This window comes from Aquibacillus rhizosphaerae (assembly GCF_030282825.1).
Taxonomy (GTDB): Bacteria; Bacillota; Bacilli; order Bacillales; family Amphibacillaceae; genus Aquibacillus_C; species Aquibacillus_C rhizosphaerae.
Genome location: NZ_JASTZU010000063.1, coordinates 385,389 through 402,974, shown reverse-complemented (window position 1 = coordinate 402,974; position 17,586 = coordinate 385,389). Strand labels below are relative to the sequence as shown.

Here is a 17,586-nt window from a genome sequence, read left to right as displayed (position 1 = left end):
CTCCTAACACTAATATTTTATTTTAACTCGTAAAGCTAATATTACTCACCTGATTCTACTCTATTGCAAATTAGATAATGTTTTGTAGGAATATACTTTATAACTGAAAAAATTCGCATTAAATAATCAATAACCATAGATACAAACCAATAAGCGTGATAAACAGTATTGGTATGGTTAAAATAATTCCTGTTTTAAAATACGTGCCCCATGATATCTTGACCCCTTTTTGATTTAGAACATGAAGCCAAAGTAAAGTTGCAAGTGAACCAATTGGTGTAATTTTCGGTCCCAAATCAGCCCCAATGATATTTGCATAAATAAGCGCTTCACGCATGACACCCGACGTATCCGTTTCAGCTATTGCTAGTGCATCAATCATCACTGTTGGCATATTATTCATAATTGAAGACAAAATTGCAGCAATAAAGCCCATCGAAATTGTCGCAAAAAATAGCCCTTGTTCCGCACTCGCTTGAATAACCTTCGCTAGAACATCTGTCAGCCCTGCATTTCTTAGCCCATAAACGACAACATACATTCCAATGGAGAAAAAAACAATTGCCCACGGTGCACCCTTTATTACTAATTTTGTGTTAACCGCTTCACTATTTCTAGCCATCAGTAAAAAGAAGATTGCGATAACTCCTGCAACAATTGAAACAGGAAGATTAATAAATTCACTCGCAAAATAACCTATTAATAGTAGAGCAAGTACATACCAAGATAAACGAAACATTTTCTTGTCTCGAATCGCTTCTACTGGTTCCTTTAATTGTGTTAAATCATAATTTCTTGGAATGCTTTTTCTAAAGTATATATAAAGTACTAGTAGCGTTGCACCAAGCGAGAAGAAGTTTGGAATAATCATTCGAGAAGCATATTCGACAAAACCAATCTCAAAAAAGTCAGCAGATACAATGTTAACTAAATTACTTACTACTAATGGTAGTGAAGTAGTATCAGCAATAAATCCACTTGCCATAATAAATGGAAAGACCATTTTTTCACTGAATTTCAAATTACGTACCATTGCTAAAACAATAGGTGTAAGGATAAGCGCTGCCCCATCATTAGCGAAAAATGCGGCAACAACTGCACCTAATAAACTTACATAAATGAACATCTTTACACCATTACCTTTTGCAGCCCTTGCCATATGTAGTGCAGCCCATTCAAAAAATCCAATTTCGTCTAGTACTAATGAAATAAGAATAATAGCAACAAAAGCTAACGTTGCGTTCCATACAATCTGTGTTACTTCTATTACATCACTAAATCCAACAACTCCAACTAACAATGCAAGAATAGCCCCTCCACATGCGGACCACCCAATTGACAAACCTTTAGGTTGCCAAATTACAAACACCAATGTAATGATAAAGATTAACGATGCCAAAATAACTGATAACGACAATTTCCTTTCCCTCCAATTAACAACATGTTATGCGCGTGCCCTGTTCCTCTAATTCTTTTAATTTATGATCTTGGCTAGGCAGTTGACCAAGGACCTGTTGAACAAAACAATAATATGAATTATCCTTATTAAGCGAGTAGAAAATCCATTGCCCTCTTCTCTCTTCTTTCACTAAACCAACATCTCTCAATTTTCGAAGGTGTTGACTGATTGACGGTTGACTTGTTTTAAAAATTTCCACGAATTCACAGACACAACAATCATGACTATCCAAAAGTTTAACCATAATCAAACGTGTTTTATCACCTAACAATTTTAAAGTCATTGCTACTTTTTCAACATCCATCACTTCATTCGTTTTTAGCATCTCAAGACACCTCCTACGCGATTCGTATATAAGTATATAATAATATACTTATATACTCAAAGGATTCGATTCCTATATACCCTTTCACCCTGAATTATCCACTTTTTAAACAAACATTTGTATTCAATTCTTTAATTATCTACATCAAATCAACATTTATGCCCATTTCCACTGATTAAATCTACTTGCATAAAAAAAGCTGTTCAATTTTTATTGAACAGCTTTTACTTTATTATTTATCGTTGTTCTAAACGTGCAATTCTTTCATCTAAATCAGGGTGAGAGGAAAAAAGTTTCATTCTACGTTTCCCACTAATTTTCATTGTTTGAATTGCAGAATCATCCGTACGGTCATTAACTTTTGCTCGTTCTACGTGATTTTTTAATGAACGCAATGCATGAGCCATTTTATCACGACCAGCTAAATCGCCGCCCCCACGGTCAGCATGAAATTCACGATGACGTGAGTATGCACTTACGACTATACTACCCAAAATTGAGAACAAAATTTGGAAAATAATAATTGCTGCAAATTGAACAACAAAACGCAGTTCCTCACGAACGAAACGAGACGCAATAATCGCTGCAATTCTTGAGAAAAAGACAACAAACGTGTTGACGATACCTTGTAATAATGTCATTGTAACCATGTCGCCGTTTGCCACGTGCGCAACCTCGTGTGCAATAACACCTTCAACAGCATCATCATCTAAGTTATTAAGTAAACCTGCTGAAACAGCAACAAGTGATCTTTTTTTCGAAGGACCTGTCGCAAATGCATTTACTTCAGCCGATTGATAAATACCAACTTCTGGCATATGAACTAATCCTGCTGCACGAGAAAAACGGTGAACTTTCTCCACAACAGCACGTTCAGCTGATGATAGAGGACCGTCTGGATCTAATACTTTTACCTTCATCATCTTTTTGGCTACCCAGCGAGAAATAGCTAAAGAAAAGAAAGAACCTATGAAACCTACTAGTATACTGAATACCATCAGCGAACCATAATTGATTCCTAAACCAACACCAGAATCATTCACAAAAGTGCCGCTAACACCTGTATAAGTTGTAATTAACGTCCAGACAATTACAATCGTTGTCATGACAAGAATATTTGTTAATAAAAAAAGTAATAATCGTTTACCCATATAACCTTCGCCTCCATTTTTTCACAACGTACTTGTACTATTTTAACACGATTGTACCGATAATGAGAAATTAAACTACTTCTCTTAGTTATAAATTGTTTTATTATATAATACTTTACTTAATTAAGTTTTATACTACTAATCGTATAAGTCTCTACAAAAGATGGACGAGGGAAAATTTGTGGCTGTTGTTTATCTATACCGGTTGAAGTTCCGCGTTTTTTATGGGCATGCTGATAGGAAGTCGATGTTTGCCAATTCTTAAAATCACTTTCTTTTTCCCAACATGTGAGTACAACATACGTATCTGAATTCAACGGGCGACATACTCTTATCGCGAGAAAACCTGGTTCATCCTCTATTTTCCTCGCCCGCTTTTGAAACCTTTGTTCAAACTGACTCCTGCCATCAATGGTGACTGGAATATTATTAAAGACTGCAAAGCAATCACTCTTAATCGTAAACGTCCCATCGATTACTTCATAGACCTTTTCTTCTTCTGTAAAAACATCTATCTTTAGCTCTTTTTCACTTTCTAATAAATACATTGATTGATCAGAATTACTCATTTTGAATGTCGCTTGATTAATATAGTGTTTATCTATATCTTTCAACAAATATATGTACATGTATATCACTCCTTTATCTGAGTCAATTTCACAATTACATTATTCAGTCATATGCGACAAAATTGGTATTGTGAAATTGATTAATCTATATACATTATATACCCTATTACGTTTTCATTTAAATAATTAATCTTGAATGACCATCTTCCCCCCTATGCACCCCATTGTTTCTACTATATGATTAAACTAGCTTACATTCTTAGTCCTTATTGGAGGTTATGATGACAAAACTTACAGACCACCTTAAAGGATGCTGGTCTATATGGGAACGCCACAATTGTTGCCCTTGGTGATCATAGTGCATTGGATGAATCTTATGCAATTAAACCGAACGTCCTACTACGTGAACACGACCTTATCCAAGTCAACCAAGCAGGAAAAGTGAAGGACTGGAAAGCATACTGTAAAAGCTGTGATGGTTCTGCTTATATCTATATAAAAGATGAATCGGATACAAAAACGAAGACAATCGTTTCCGATCTTTTCAAGAAACTTGTTCAAGATGATAAAAATGGAATAGAAACAATACTTACAGGAAAACAATCCCAGAATAAAGGGGCAGATGGCAATGCTCTATTCCTTTTAGAAGCAAAAAAAGACTATTATTTCAAAGAATTTATGACTGGGGAATTCATCGATAAGATTACCAAAAAGGATGTAGAAGACGGTCGCTATACACATGCTAGTCATGGATATTCCCCAACAAAAGAAAACTACAGTACGCTATTGATGGCAAAGGGAAAAGGAATCCAGCCTAATACAATCATTCCTTCCATGCATCTCATTGATGAAGGTCCAACCTTTGCAAGAATGCTCGGCCTCAATCTTGGCAAAACGGATGGACGAATAATAGATGAATTGTTAACAATGTAAACAGTATGTAAAATTTTACAATTGTTAGTTTTCCAAACTACTTTTCTTGTAATATGGAAGTACAGTTTACTAGGAGGCGTAATTACTTATGAAACGTTTTACCAAATCCGAAAATAGCTGGATGTTCTACGATTGGGCGAATTCAGCTTATTCGATTATTATTACAACAGCAGTATTTCCGCTATTTTTTAAAGCATCCGCAACAAATGCAGGGATCAGCGGTCCTAATTCTACCGCTTACCTTGGTTACACCATTTCTATTTTCACATTTATACTAGCTATGTTGGGCCCTATTTTAGGAACTATCGCTGACTACAAAGGTTTAAAGAAAAAGTTTTTCACATTTTTCTTTTTTCTTGGTGTTTCAGCAACAGCCTTATTAGCCTTTATTCCTAGTGATCAATGGCTTCTTTTACTCGTCTGTTACACGTTCGCAGCACTTGGATCAACCGGCGCTAATATTTTTTATGATGCATTTATCGTTGATGTGACCACAGAAAAACGTATGAACCGTATTTCTGCTCGTGGCTATGGATTAGGATATATTGGTAGTACGATACCATTTATTATAAGTATCGCAATTATTGTTCTATCTCAAAATGAATTACTACCAATCTCAACAACAATTGCAAGTAAAATTGCTTTTCTAATAACCGCATTATGGTGGGGGATTTTCGCGATTCCGATGTTTAGAAATGTTCATCAAATACATTATATTGAGCGAGAATCACAACCGATTATAAAAAGTTTTAAACGGCTCGGTAAAACAATCAAGGAAATCCGGAAGTACCGTGCCCTATTTTTGTTCTTACTAGCCTATTTCTTTTATATTGATGGTGTAGGGACAATCATATCCATGTCGACTTCCTATGGTAGCGACCTAGGGATTGGAGCAACAGATCTACTGATTGTTTTATTTTTTACCCAAGTTGTAGCTGCACCTTTTGCAGTACTTTACGGAAGGCTAGCCGAAAAGTTCACAGGCAAGAAAATGCTTTATGTAGGAATTATCATTTATATTATTGTATGTATCTATGCGTACTTTCTTGAAACTACACTTGATTTCTGGATTCTAGCAATGCTTGTCGCTACATCACAAGGTGGTATCCAAGCCTTAAGTCGCTCTTATTTTGCTAAGCTCGTTCCAAAAAAGAATGCAAATGAATTCTTCGGATTTTATAATATTTTCGGAAAATTCGCTTCGATTACGGGACCCTTATTAGTAGGGGTTACTGCGCAACTTACTGGCAGTTCCAGCATGGGAGTTTTTAGTTTAGTGATTTTGTTCATTATAGGTATCATTATCCTTTACTTTGTTCCCGAACCAAAAGAAGTTTCTGTACCTGAAATAACTAGCAGGGTCTTATAACATGTAATTTAAGGAACAAAAGCGTAGGCGCCTTGCTCACCCCCGACAAGCTTAAGCCGAACCTCTATGTGGTGCCCTTTACCACAAAGAGGTTCGACTTAAGACCTCGAGGGGGTAGGCGCTGTAGCTGGACGTAGCACATGCTAAGAGTAAGTTATCCACAGGACATTTAATCTATAATCTCCTGGCTATGCTAAAATAAATAAGGGATAACACTATTTATGTGTTATCCCTTCAACTTGAATTTGTTCTCATTACATAATTCTACAAAACTATCAGAAATTTAGTGGAGCAAATGAAGAGACTCTTTAATAAACGCTGGAATATCATCAGGCTGTCTACTAGTAACCAATTGATTTTTTGAAACAACAACCTCTTGATCTTTCACAGTTGCTCCAGCATAAGCAAGATCCGTTTGTATTGACTTAAAGCCAGTTACCTCACGACCTTCGAGAGACTTCGCTGTAATTAATAATTGGGGTCCATGACAAATAGCTAAAACAGGTTTTTCAGCATCCATAAAATGTTTAGCAAACGTTACGAAAGTCTCGTCCCCACGAAGTTGATCAGGAGAAAAACCACCTGGAATAAACAATGCATCAAACTCTTCAGGTTTTGCATCATGAATACTTCTATTAATGACAACAGATGCTTCTCCTTGTTTACCTGTTACATGTTTTCCTTCTTCCTTTTCTATTGTTATAACTTCATGACCAGCCTCTTTAAAAGCATCAGCTGGTTCTGTAAATTCAACATCCTCAAAATAATCTGTTATGACAGTAGCAATTTTCGCCATTGTGTATCACTCCTTGATAACTTTTTCTATTTCACTACTAATATAGGTGTACCACGTACAGTGAACAGTAAACATTCCTAAAAACATTTAAAACTCTAAAATAATTTATCAGTACTTATTTATTGCAATATTACAGTAAACGTTTACACTTCAACTATATAAAAAAGAATTGGTACATACATAAAAGGGATGAGTTTCCATGAAAGTTGAATCTAAATTTAATTACTACATATTATTAATCGTTGTTTTTGGTGGATTCCTTATGTTTGGTATTTCAGAAAACATAAAAGGCCCCGCCCTCCCTGAAATCCAATCTGATTTCAGTGTGAGCGAAGCACAACTTGGTACGCTACTCGCATTAAATGCACTTGGTTTTCTGCTAGCATGTTCTTTCACATCTACTTTAATTAATAGAATAGGTTTAAAGTTAACTAGTGTACTTATGTTTGGCTCCATGGCATTATCAGGAGTTTTTATATATCTATCAAATAGTTTTATTTTCTTGTCTGCTTCGTATTTCTTTTTAAATATCGGAAACGGGATGCTTGAAATTAGTTTGGCGATTGTTGCAGCAAGAATTTTTACAAAGAATACTGGAATGATGTTAAATCTATCCCATTTCTTTTATGGACTAGGGTCTACTGTTGCGCCAATATTTGCTGCTTCCATGATGGGATGGTATGTCTATAATACAGAGCTTGGTTGGCGAGGTATGTTTTTTGTCATGCTTTCTTTTTCACTTTTACCGTTAATCCCTGTGTTACTAAGTAAGTTTCCAAAGGATGACCACGAACAAGAGGATCGGATTTCTTTAAAGCAATTAATCCATGACCCTATTGCTTGGTTGATTGTTTCGACACTTAGCTTTGGAGTAATCGCAGAGCTCGGTATGGCAAGTTGGCTAGTTAATTATTTAGTTAAAGTCTATGAATGGAAAATAAACGATGCTTCCGAACTTCTGTCATTATTTTTCTTGCTGTTTATGTTTGCCCGACTTTTGCTTGGATCTATTACCGATAAATTTGGCTATGCAAAATCTATCATCTTCTTTTCCGCTTTTGCTGGCCTTTGTGGAATCTCCGCGATACTAATTGGCGAAAAAGTAGCGCTATTATTTGCGATTGCAGGAATCGGAATTGCCCCAGTTTATCCTACTGTCATGGCATTACTAGCAAAGCGCTACCCGAAAGGTACCGATACAGCAATTACGTTCACTGTAACGTTAGTAGGTATTGGAGGTGTATTTGGTAACTTACTCATTGGATTTCTGATTGATTTTGCAACTAAAATAACAGAAAGTAACACACTAGGTTTTCAGGCTGGATATGCATTCATTTCTTTTTCCGCACTTATGTGCTCTCTATGCTGTGTTGTCATTTTTGTCCAGTTAAGAAAACAAAATCAATTACTATAGTTATAAATAACATTCAATTAATTTTTCATTTTTTTAATGAACCATTGAAGATAAATAAAACGGAATAGAAGAACACTAACTAGAAGGATAATTACAAAATAATACACATGCCAAAAAGGTGCAATATGCATGTAGCCATATTTAATTAACAAATGGTCAATAATCCATTCAGAAGCTAACAGAATTAAAACAGAATACCAGCGAAACCAAACGGTGACAACTATTGTTACCGGAATCATCCATATGAACAGTATTAGTGCATTTCCGGCAATATGATCTCTTAGCGGATTAGAAAACCACCCCACAGAATAATAATGCGTTGAAAACTGCATAACCATAAAAAATCTTAATGTAGTAACGTAAAAACAGATAGCCATGTATATGGTAACCAGTTGGGTAAAAATAGATGGTTTCTGAAGTGATTGATACCAATTTTTGGCTAGGTAAAACCCTATCAACAAAAGAAAACCTGTGTACCAGGTTTTCCACCAGTGATGCTCATATACATCTACAGCTAAAAATAGTTCTTCAATTCCCATGAAACCAACGGAAATGAGTATAATCCATAAGAAATTTAAATGAAAACCAGCAATAGCCATCGCAACCGTTGGGACCAAAATACCTTGTGAGAATATCGAACCAAATGTGGAATCAAACCACAAAGATTCTGAGAGACCCGGTTTGTACTGATAACTATTGAAAACGATTAGTACAACATAGTCTACAATATACGCTATACCTGAGATATAGAGAAAGGTTTGAATTAATCGCTCTCTATCTGATAATTTCTTAATAGTAATAATGAATATAGCAAGGCTAATAATAAATAAAAACAAAAACCACACATAGTTAGGCATTGTTACTAAAAACTCTCTTTCCACTTAAAGATTTCATATTTAATTATTATAACCAATTCACAGCAAATCACTCTTGAAAATTATACAATTGGCAGCCTAGTTTATTCCCAATTCCACCTTTAGTTTTAATACCTCAGTTTTAACAATGCCTCTCGAATATGTTTATCTTTCATTATCGTATCTTTATACTTTTCTGTTATTTTCGTTAACGCAACATCATGATAGAAAAATTCAGTGAAAAACTTAACAAGCGATCGAGATTTTGTTCTAATTGCTTGCCAATCTGTTTCCTCTATCCCAGCAAATAGCATTTCTTTTTCATCGATAATTAAAATTCGGTTTCTTTCTAAGGTTTCGTGTTCCTCATCTGGAATTAACGTTGAGACGTTCGGAATGGAAGTCGATAATTCACCAACCGAATGAATATTAACACTAATTCCCTCTGTACGTTTTGTTTCTAATGTGGGTAGAAATAAATTCAAATCGTCTGCCCATCCAGAAATAAAAATAGAATCTGTCGCTTGTTCTATAAGCTGTTTTAGTAAGACTTGAATAGAGACATCCTCTTTTAACGTCCAGACCCGATCATCTATTGGGGTTTGTTTTATTTGTGTGTCTTTTAGTTGCTTCACCTTTTCATCGAAGTCTGTTTTCAATTTTTCAATCATAGACGTAAGTGGAAGTGCAGCATATAATCGTTTTTTTTCTACTGTCGTTTCAAGAATTATCCCTTTTTCAGTCATCCGGTGTAGCACTTCATATACTTTGGATCTGGGGACCCCAGAAGTCTTCACAATCGCTGTTGCATCTAGTGGAAAATCTACTGTTACTAGTGATTGATATACTTTGCTTTCGTATTGCGTGAATCCGAATTGTTGTAACATCTTCTAACTCCTTGGTAAGTTATAATTTATTTTCATCATAGCATAATCATCTTTTTTGTATGCGAAAAGTTTTGCTTTGTATAAAATTTCTCAAGAGTGAAATTAAATTTACTCTTGTTTTCCTCCGTCAATAAAGTTACTATTGTAGTGGTAACATTACAAGAAAGGACGTAATCACATGGATAAACGAGTTTATTTATTAACCATAGTTTCGTTTGTTGTTGGAATGGTGGAATTAATTATAGGTGGAATTTTGGACTTGGTTGCTACTGATTTGCATGTAAGTCTTGGAAAAGCAGGACTTCTTATCACTGTATTTTCACTTGTATTTGCGGTAGCAGCTCCGATTTTATTAAATATAACGAGGCACATCGAGCGAAAAAGATTAACTTTATTTGGCTTAGTTGTTTTCTTATTAGGTAATGTATTAGCAGTTATCAGTCCGTCTTATAGTATCTTACTAATCGCACGGATTATTTCGGCTGCAAGTGGGTCATTGCTTGTAGTTTTGTGCGTAACAATGGCTTCCAATATTGTAACAAGAGAATATCGCGCACGTGCTATTGGCATTGTCTTTATGGGTGTTAGTGGTTCACTTGTATTAGGGGTGCCAATTGGACTCATGTTAGGAAATGCTTATGGATGGCGTGCACCTTTTATATTAATTACATTGTTAACCTTGCTTTCCATAATGGGTGTATATCTATTCATGAGTAAAATTCAACCAAAACCTGCCATTCCAGTAGGTGCGCAATTACGCACATTAAAAAATCATAAAATACTTTTTGCACAACTAACTACCTTTTTATTTTTGGCAGGGCATTTAACATTATATGCTTACCTAACACCCTTCTTAAAAGAAGCTCTAGGTTTAAATGCGGGATGGGTAAGTATCGTATATTTAATATTTGGTATTGCAGCGGTTGCTGGTGGGGGAATTGGTGGAACATTAGCAGATCGATTTGGAACAAAACCAACCATTATATCTGTCATTATCGTGTTTGGGTTATCTATTTTTGCGATTCCATATACAACGTTCGCCTTACCATTATTCTTAGTTGTAATGATAATTTGGAGCATGCTTAGCTGGGCAATCACACCTGCAATGCAAAGCTATTTAATAGATTCATCACCAGAAACTTCAGATATTCAGCTAAGTCTTAATAACTCTGCACTTCATTTCGGAATTGCATTTGGTTCTTTGATTGGCGGAATTGTAATTGAACACGCATCCGTTGAACAAAATCCAACTGTTGGTGGCTTGTTTGTTATCATTGCACTTGGCGCTGCTATTTACTCTATGACCAGTAGAAAATATGTAACTATTCCAATGCACACTAATAAAGAAAATGCATTTTAAAATATGCTAAACAGGCACCTCTCTTAGGCATCGTCTAAAAGAGGTGCCTATTTTAATATTCTGGATAGTTATAAGCCTTTACCTTATTTTCATCTTCACAATATGACAAAAACATGAATTTTTCGACAAAAAATCCGAAATTCATGTTTAATCTTTTGGATATGCAGGAATGTGTATTATGTAAGTTGATACTACAAAAGGAGGAGTTAGACAATGAGAAAACTTTCTAAAATTCTGGCACCTACCGTAGTAGTAGGATTAGTGTTTGGAACTGTTGGTTATTCGGTTAGTGCCGCTACGGAAACGGTAGAATCGGGTGAAACACTGTGGGGAATTGCACAAGAACATGATGTTTCCACAGATGAGTTAATTAATTTAAATAGTGATTTAGACCCACAAATGATACCAGTGGGAACAGAAATTCAATTGGATGCAAATGAAAACAATAATGGTAATGAGAATACCACCGGAGAAATGGTATCACACACAGTACAACCTGGTAACACACTGCTAGGCATTGCAAGCCTTTATGATGGGGTAACTTTAGATAATATTTATCAGTTAAATGAAGGAATTGATCCTTATAACTTGATGGTAGGATCGGAAGTAACCGTAGTAGGAAATAACAATCAGTCTAGTGAAAGTACCGATGGAGATGTAGTTTATCATATCGTTCAACCAGGTAATACGTTTAATGAAATTGCAAGTGTTTATAATTATGTAACAGCTGAAGAAATTATGAATGCAAACCCTAATGTTAATGCTTCATCACTTCCAGTTGGCACTGAAATCGTGATTCCACTTGATTAATAGTTTTTAATATCATTTAAAAGGAGTATTCAGAATTGGATGCTCCTTTTAATTTCTAAAGATTGGTATATTGTCGTTTAAATATCATAGGTAGGATTAACCATAACAATTGACTCCCCAACAACATGACTCCACCGTTTTTTTGTTCCTCTATTGGTGGGAAAGGAAGTAATGTCTCTAAAAAGTCACTGGGTAATGTTTGAATAGAATCTCCTGCAGGAAGACATACTGATAACGCAGTTAGCAAAAGGTCAAAATCCATGTATATTATGTATAGATTGTTGTTCATAAATAGGAGTACCAATTCTATTGGTAGAAACAAAACCATATTCCATAGACCATAAAAAAATTTATTTCTGTAGGATAAACGATTTCTTTGATAATCTATTGGAAAAATCGGGCTCCATACTAGAAGTGCCGTAACAAACATAGTCAATACATATAAATAATTTAAACTGTAACTCATTCGCACATAATCAAATACTCCTGGAATGTGATAAATAATAAACATTCCGTGAAACAAAACAATAGCAACAATTGGATTGGTAAATATGTTATATCCCTTCCTAAAAGTGGAATAGGAAACAAGCTTGGAAATGATTTCAGTCTTCATCCCCACTAACAACAATGGAACAACAAATAAAAACAGAATAATCATTTGAGCAATATGTGCTCGAAAAATAATTCTCCCTAAAATATTTAATGGGCTTCCTAGTGCGATATAAAACAAGGCCATGCCAATTATAAAAATAACCGTTTTTGATACAGTATGTTCTTTTGAAGTAGGTAAAAGAAATAAATAGAATACGATACCTAGTAATACTACTAATAATATACCTGCATTCCATTGTGCTAAAAAACTGAAGTTAGCTAATATATCCCCTATCACTTTGTTCACCCTTCGCAAGAGTCCTATTAAGATTAATTCTCTGCTCACTTTTAAATAATGTGGTTTAAGTGTCATTAATGTCAATAGTATTTTTATCAAGTTCCCTGTTGGAGGTATCCTCCTTCACTTCTTTTTCTAAAGAAGGTTATCCTAATAGGATATCTTCCCAATCATATGTTGCTTACTAACATAAACTATAGATAACCTTTATAAAAAAGGAGCGAGATAAGTATGCCTTGTTATAAGGATTATCGATATTGCGGACCACGCTGCAGTGGGCCTGGTGCCCCTATAAATCAATTAGACGCTATATGTATGCAGCATGATGCGTGTTACCAAAGATTTGGAGCTAGTCCGCGTTGTGATCAACTTTTTTTGAATCGAGTCAGGCCATTTATCGGTCAACCTGGACGTATTGGAAGAGATGCAACTTTCATGTATAGGGTTATGCAACAAAAATAAGCTTTTTAGTATGGGAGATTGTTAACATGCAATCTCTTTTATTTTTCATTAAAAAGTTATTTGAAAAATGACAATTTATAGTAAATTATACTGTATAATAGGTATAACTTTTCATAAGGGAAGGAAATTAGTCCTATGTCGAAAGCAAGATTGTTTGATTTTTCATTATTATTCGTTGCATTATTAATTGCCTTTAATTTTAATCATATTGTGGTAGATACACCTATCTATATAAAGGCTTTACTTATTTACTGGATTTTCTCTAGTTTATACTATCATTTGAGCATAACAAGCAAAAAAGGGAAAGCAAATATTGATTATGGCATTAGTTACACTTCTTCTTTTGGCATTTTTGCTGGTCCATTAGGTGTATTAATTTTTGAAACGTTATATCGCTTTACTGTTTATTTTTACAAAAAGCAGACTAAAACAGCGGACCCTGGTGAATTCCTAGATACTTTTTATAATATAGGTACTTTTGTTATTTGTGGATCCATTGGCTATTATTTATATGAACTCTTGTTTCCTTTTTTTCATCCGTTTCCCTTTGGATATTGGCTGTTAATATTACTATTAATATGTATTATTACTTCCCTTTCTTCTCTTCTTTTATCTATTGTACTTTATATACTTGGTGATATAACTTCTGTTCGAGATGTTGTCGATTTGCTTTTCAGAAGTAGGAGCATTCTTGATATAGGGAAAATCACCTTTACCAATGGACTATTACTTATTTTTCTACAAGAACAGAGATGGGAAATGCTTATTATTCTATTTCTACTGAATTATGTTGTTAGCCTTTCTTTTTATTCAAAGTCTCAAAGTCTTCAAGATAAGGTTGAACGAGATCAGTTTGAAAAGATGGCCTATACCGATTTTCTAACGAACATATATAATCGCGCCTTTATGGATAAAAAAATGGTGGAATTAAATGATACAAAGGAATACATAGGAATTGTAGTTGCTGACATTGATACGTTCAAGAAAATTAATGATACATATAACCACGCAGTTGGTGATCAAGTTATTCAAGACTTTGCAAATAAGCTAAAAAGTTATCTAGCAGAAGATGATTTATTATTCCGAAGTGGTGGAGAAGAATTCACACTATTTCTTAGACAAAGAAACTTTCAAGAAAACGTAGATTTAGTTAAAAGTATAAGATACGGAATCGAAAATACCTCCGTTAAATCTGAGTATAATAATGAATCTATTACTATTTCCTATACTGCTTCTTATGGATTGTTTTTCTTTCAAGCGAATGACCACATAACGATGGAAAAAGCATATGTGCAGGCTGATCAACTACTACTTCAATCTAAGAAGTTAGGTAAAAATAGAGTTTCAGTAAAAAATGGCCTTAGTTATATTTAAATATGTTCCAAAAGTTTGTTGTTTATTACAAATAATATGTAAAGTGCGCACTAAGTATTTTTTACATTTGTAAAATTCTTTTCTGTTTGAATGGTGATTGAGTTGTAATACTTCGTTCCGGCAGAATACTCCGCTTTCCACGGGCACGAAGACGATGAGACCCCACAGAGTATGGAAAGCTCCAGTGAAATGACATCGCACGCAGAAAAAGCGTTATTCTTCAAGGAGACTCAGCGCAAGCCCGTGGAAAGCGTAGTGAATTTCGCAGTGCCTGATTATATGTCATCCTGATAGTTTGTAACCTCATCTTCTTTAGAAACGTCCGCTTGAACTGTAATCACTTCTCCATACTTTTCAAGCTTATCCTTAGCTTCTTTTAGAGAATCAGCATCTAAATCAACTAGAGCTACTTTCGCTCCTTCTTTAAGAAAATCCGCAGTTGTTTGTTTTCCAATACCACTTGCACCACCAGTAATAACTGCAGTTTTATTTTATAATTTTTCCATGGTATTCAAATCTCCTTTCAACAGCTTTACTATCATCTAATCTTGTAATCTATTCTATATATAAAATGTTCCACCTATAATAATTCACTAAACTTCAGATTCTTTTAGTAATATTCAAATAATCCACGACATCATCGGGTATCAGGTGTATAGGTGGATGTTGCTTTATCTATAACTCCTTTATTAAAGCTTTTATTATGGAAGACTTTTACTACCAACATTTTAATCTCCTTTTAGAAACATACAAAAAGCCGAGCGCTGGTTTTAATCACTGCTCGACTTTTGTTCAGGTATTTCCATCTGTAAATTCTTTTCTTGATACATCCGGTAATCAGCAACTTTAAAAAGCGAATCCATTTCCTGTCCGTCTATTGGATAAGAACTTATCCCAAAACTAGCAGAAATTTTTAAAGGCATATGATATACTATTTTTAAAGGAGAAAATAAGTTTTGTTTTATTCTTGTTATTAGTTTATTTGTCTCTTCTATTCCAGAAGATAGTAGCACGAACTCATCTCCACCTAACCGAGCAATAAAGTTTCCTTCCTGCACTTCATCTTGCAATGTATCCGCGACAAACTGGATTGCTTGATCTCCAACTTGATGACCATAGTTATCATTAATTTGTTTTAACTTATTTAGGTCAAGTAGGATAAAATCAAATGGATTTTGCCTTTCCAATAAGGAATCAAATTGCTTCTGAAAAGCAGCTCGATTAGGTAATCCTGTCATTATATCATGATAAGCAAGATACTGAACTTGAGCATCTTGCCTTTTTGCCTCTGTTATATCTTTGACCATCACAAATTGGAGTAATTCTCCTTCTACCATTACAAATTCCGAGTCCACAGTAACTATTACTTTGTTCCCTGCTTTATTTTCAAAGGTAATCTCCTCGTTTATCATCTTTTGCTGTTTTTTAAAAGCGTAGTTATACTGAGAAGTATATGTTTTTTCATTTATATTTAAATACTTCAACACAGATGTATTTATGATATCTTGCCTATTAACACCTAAATATGTTGCAACTAATGGACTTGCTTCACGGATATTTGCGTTTATATCCATAATCATAATTCCTAGTGGGGATCTGTCAAATAAAATTTGATACCGCTTTTCGTAAGAAGATAAATAGTCGTACTTTGACATGCTTATAAAAATGGCACCTGACCAGAATAGTGTTCCATGGGGAATAAAATAAGCCATTATTCCTATAGAGGATTGCTGAAATACTAATCCTACAATTGTCGTTGTTACAGACCATACTCCGAACAAAAGCATACCCTTCAACCAAAGTTTTGCCGCTTGGTCCCCCTTTTTCATTTCTGCAATCGTTAAGCTTATATTTATTGCTAAATAAACAATACCAATAAACCATGTGAGGTATAATCCAATACCTGGAATAAATATTGGCGGGTCCGCAATGGGATCAAATTTATATATCATCCAAGATTCAAATGGAGTTGTAGCTAAAAGAACTATACCTGGTATAAACAAAAGACTATATATTTGAAAGCCCTTTTTCTTATACTTATTTGTATTCAACAGCCACAAATGTAATGTTAATAAAGCACAAATTTGAATTGAAGCATTTATCCAATAAAGACCGATACTATCGAATAAAGACCCGGGAATAAGATAGGCTGTGTACATACCTAGGAACCAAAAAGATAAGACAACAAATAAAACACTACACGTTTTATGCTTAGCACTTTGACGGTTATTGCTATAAATTATTCCTGCGAAGAATAGATACAAACTTGAAGGAATCAAATAAATAATAGACAAAAACAGAATATTCATATGCCCACCTACTTTCATGGTTGAGAGAAATTCACAGATATAACAAATAGAAAAATTCTGGAAAAATAAAAAAAACTGCCACAGCAGTTTTTTTGATGTAGAATACATCTTATTGCAACCCGGCTATCTAGCTATGCTGTAGACCCGTGGCTTTGCGTCCCATGCTTTCACATGGTTTGCTAAATAATATTTATTTTCTTGTACTCTATTATAGTACATTTTCACTATACAGAGAACTATTTTTAAAATAAATAGTTTTTTTTTACCATTTTCATTCTGGATTTACTCTACTAGCTTTATTATTTTTTCTGATTGAATTAGATAATCATCATAATCTTTTCTTTTTAAAGTAATTATACCTACTAACGTAAGCTCACTTAGTATGAGGAGAGCCAGTCCCATTAATAATCCATTTATAAATAATGATTCACTAATATCAATGGAATAAAAAAACCAAGAAAAAATTGCAACTACTCCGTGCAGTACGTTTAGCATCGTTGCAAAAATAACACTTTCCTTAAATAAACCTGTGTCTTTTATCATATATCTAGCAGCAAAATAACTAACAAAAAAAGCAGCAATCATAAACATTATGAATAAGACAATCGCTATCGTCGTGTACATT

The 17,586-nt window shown here is 34.4% G+C and carries 17 protein-coding genes, 1 pseudogene and 1 riboswitch; of the genes and pseudogenes, 7 read left to right on the top strand and 11 right to left on the bottom strand.

All coding sequences use genetic code 11. The annotated features are described in order from the left end of the window. Window positions 1-118: 118 nt before the first annotated feature. From QQS35_RS22095 to QQS35_RS22080, 4 genes are all read right to left on the bottom strand, one after another. Window positions 119-1,417, bottom strand: a complete 1,299-nt coding sequence (locus QQS35_RS22095) for an arsenic transporter (protein ID WP_285934428.1) — start codon at window positions 1,415-1,417, stop codon at window positions 119-121. A gap of 16 nt (window positions 1,418-1,433) precedes the next feature. Further along, window positions 1,434-1,784, bottom strand: a complete 351-nt coding sequence (locus QQS35_RS22090; RefSeq protein WP_285934427.1) for an ArsR/SmtB family transcription factor — start codon at window positions 1,782-1,784, stop codon at window positions 1,434-1,436. A 236-nt stretch (window positions 1,785-2,020) separates the two neighbouring features. Beyond that, complete coding sequence (htpX, locus tag QQS35_RS22085; protein ID WP_285934426.1) at window positions 2,021-2,935, bottom strand: protease HtpX; 915 nt, start codon at window positions 2,933-2,935, stop codon at window positions 2,021-2,023. Between the two features lie 119 nt (window positions 2,936-3,054). Then, a complete protein-coding gene (locus QQS35_RS22080) occupies window positions 3,055-3,564 on the bottom strand; it encodes an antibiotic biosynthesis monooxygenase family protein (protein ID WP_285934425.1) in 510 nt (169 codons plus the stop codon). Between the two features lie 240 nt (window positions 3,565-3,804). Between QQS35_RS22080 and QQS35_RS22075 the strand changes: the two are divergent. Both QQS35_RS22075 and QQS35_RS22070 read left to right on the top strand, forming a co-directional pair. Beyond that, window positions 3,805-4,437 (top strand): annotated as a pseudogene (locus tag QQS35_RS22075) (alkaline phosphatase family protein); the annotation flags it as partial. 88 nt (window positions 4,438-4,525) lie between these two features. Continuing rightward, a complete protein-coding gene (locus tag QQS35_RS22070) occupies window positions 4,526-5,806 on the top strand; it encodes an MFS transporter (RefSeq protein ID WP_285934424.1) in 1,281 nt (426 codons plus the stop codon). A gap of 283 nt (window positions 5,807-6,089) precedes the next feature. Here QQS35_RS22070 and QQS35_RS22065 read toward each other — a convergent pair whose 3' ends face one another. Next, window positions 6,090-6,602, bottom strand: a complete 513-nt coding sequence (locus QQS35_RS22065) for a type 1 glutamine amidotransferase domain-containing protein (RefSeq protein ID WP_285934423.1) — start codon at window positions 6,600-6,602, stop codon at window positions 6,090-6,092. Window positions 6,603-6,801: 199 nt separating this feature from the next. On the opposite strand from QQS35_RS22065, the gene QQS35_RS22060 reads away from it, so the two are divergent. After that, window positions 6,802-8,016, top strand: coding sequence for an MFS transporter (locus QQS35_RS22060; RefSeq protein ID WP_285934422.1), 1,215 nt, complete (start codon window positions 6,802-6,804; stop codon window positions 8,014-8,016). 17 nt (window positions 8,017-8,033) lie between these two features. On the opposite strand, the gene QQS35_RS22055 is transcribed toward QQS35_RS22060, so the two are convergent. Both QQS35_RS22055 and QQS35_RS22050 read right to left on the bottom strand, forming a co-directional pair. Then, window positions 8,034-8,873 (bottom strand): hypothetical protein, encoded by an 840-nt coding sequence (locus QQS35_RS22055; RefSeq protein ID WP_285934421.1) that lies wholly within the window; start codon window positions 8,871-8,873, stop codon window positions 8,034-8,036. 125 nt (window positions 8,874-8,998) lie between these two features. Further along, window positions 8,999-9,757, bottom strand: coding sequence for a TrmB family transcriptional regulator (locus QQS35_RS22050; protein WP_285934420.1), 759 nt, complete (start codon window positions 9,755-9,757; stop codon window positions 8,999-9,001). Between the two features lie 178 nt (window positions 9,758-9,935). On the opposite strand from QQS35_RS22050, the gene QQS35_RS22045 reads away from it, so the two are divergent. Together QQS35_RS22045 and QQS35_RS22040 are read left to right on the top strand one after the other, a co-directional pair. Beyond that, window positions 9,936-11,117, top strand: a complete 1,182-nt coding sequence (locus QQS35_RS22045; protein ID WP_285934419.1) for an MFS transporter — start codon at window positions 9,936-9,938, stop codon at window positions 11,115-11,117. 213 nt (window positions 11,118-11,330) lie between these two features. Then, the gene (locus tag QQS35_RS22040) at window positions 11,331-11,927 is read left to right on the top strand and encodes a LysM peptidoglycan-binding domain-containing protein (protein WP_285934418.1); all 597 of its coding nucleotides are present in this window, start codon (window positions 11,331-11,333) and stop codon (window positions 11,925-11,927) included. A gap of 55 nt (window positions 11,928-11,982) precedes the next feature. Here QQS35_RS22040 and QQS35_RS22035 read toward each other — a convergent pair whose 3' ends face one another. Further along, window positions 11,983-12,816, bottom strand: a complete 834-nt coding sequence (locus QQS35_RS22035) for a cytochrome c oxidase assembly protein (RefSeq protein ID WP_285934417.1) — start codon at window positions 12,814-12,816, stop codon at window positions 11,983-11,985. A 231-nt stretch (window positions 12,817-13,047) separates the two neighbouring features. Between QQS35_RS22035 and QQS35_RS22030 the strand changes: the two genes are divergently transcribed. After that, window positions 13,048-13,278 carry a Parvovirus coat protein VP1-like protein gene (locus QQS35_RS22030; protein WP_285934415.1) on the top strand — a complete coding sequence of 77 codons (231 nt, stop codon included), beginning with the start codon at window positions 13,048-13,050 and terminating at the stop codon, window positions 13,276-13,278. 135 nt (window positions 13,279-13,413) lie between these two features. Next, the gene (locus tag QQS35_RS22025; protein ID WP_285934414.1) at window positions 13,414-14,652 is read left to right on the top strand and encodes a GGDEF domain-containing protein; all 1,239 of its coding nucleotides are present in this window, start codon (window positions 13,414-13,416) and stop codon (window positions 14,650-14,652) included. Between the two features lie 275 nt (window positions 14,653-14,927). On the opposite strand, the gene QQS35_RS22990 is transcribed toward QQS35_RS22025, so the two are convergent. The 3 genes from QQS35_RS22990 to QQS35_RS22015 all read right to left on the bottom strand — a co-directional run bounded on the left by QQS35_RS22990 (window position 14,928) and on the right by QQS35_RS22015 (window position 17,585). Beyond that, complete coding sequence (locus tag QQS35_RS22990) at window positions 14,928-15,128, bottom strand: SDR family oxidoreductase (protein ID WP_407934003.1); 201 nt, start codon at window positions 15,126-15,128, stop codon at window positions 14,928-14,930. A 294-nt stretch (window positions 15,129-15,422) separates the two neighbouring features. Beyond that, a complete protein-coding gene (locus QQS35_RS22020) occupies window positions 15,423-16,961 on the bottom strand; it encodes a sensor domain-containing diguanylate cyclase (RefSeq protein ID WP_285934413.1) in 1,539 nt (512 codons plus the stop codon). Between the two features lie 110 nt (window positions 16,962-17,071). Beyond that, a riboswitch (cyclic di-GMP riboswitch) is annotated at window positions 17,072-17,152 on the bottom strand. A 91-nt stretch (window positions 17,153-17,243) separates the two neighbouring features. Beyond that, on the bottom strand, window positions 17,244-17,585 hold the full coding sequence (locus QQS35_RS22015; RefSeq protein WP_285934412.1) for a hypothetical protein: 342 nt from the start codon (window positions 17,583-17,585) through the stop codon (window positions 17,244-17,246). Between the last annotated feature and the right edge of the window lies 1 nt (window position 17,586).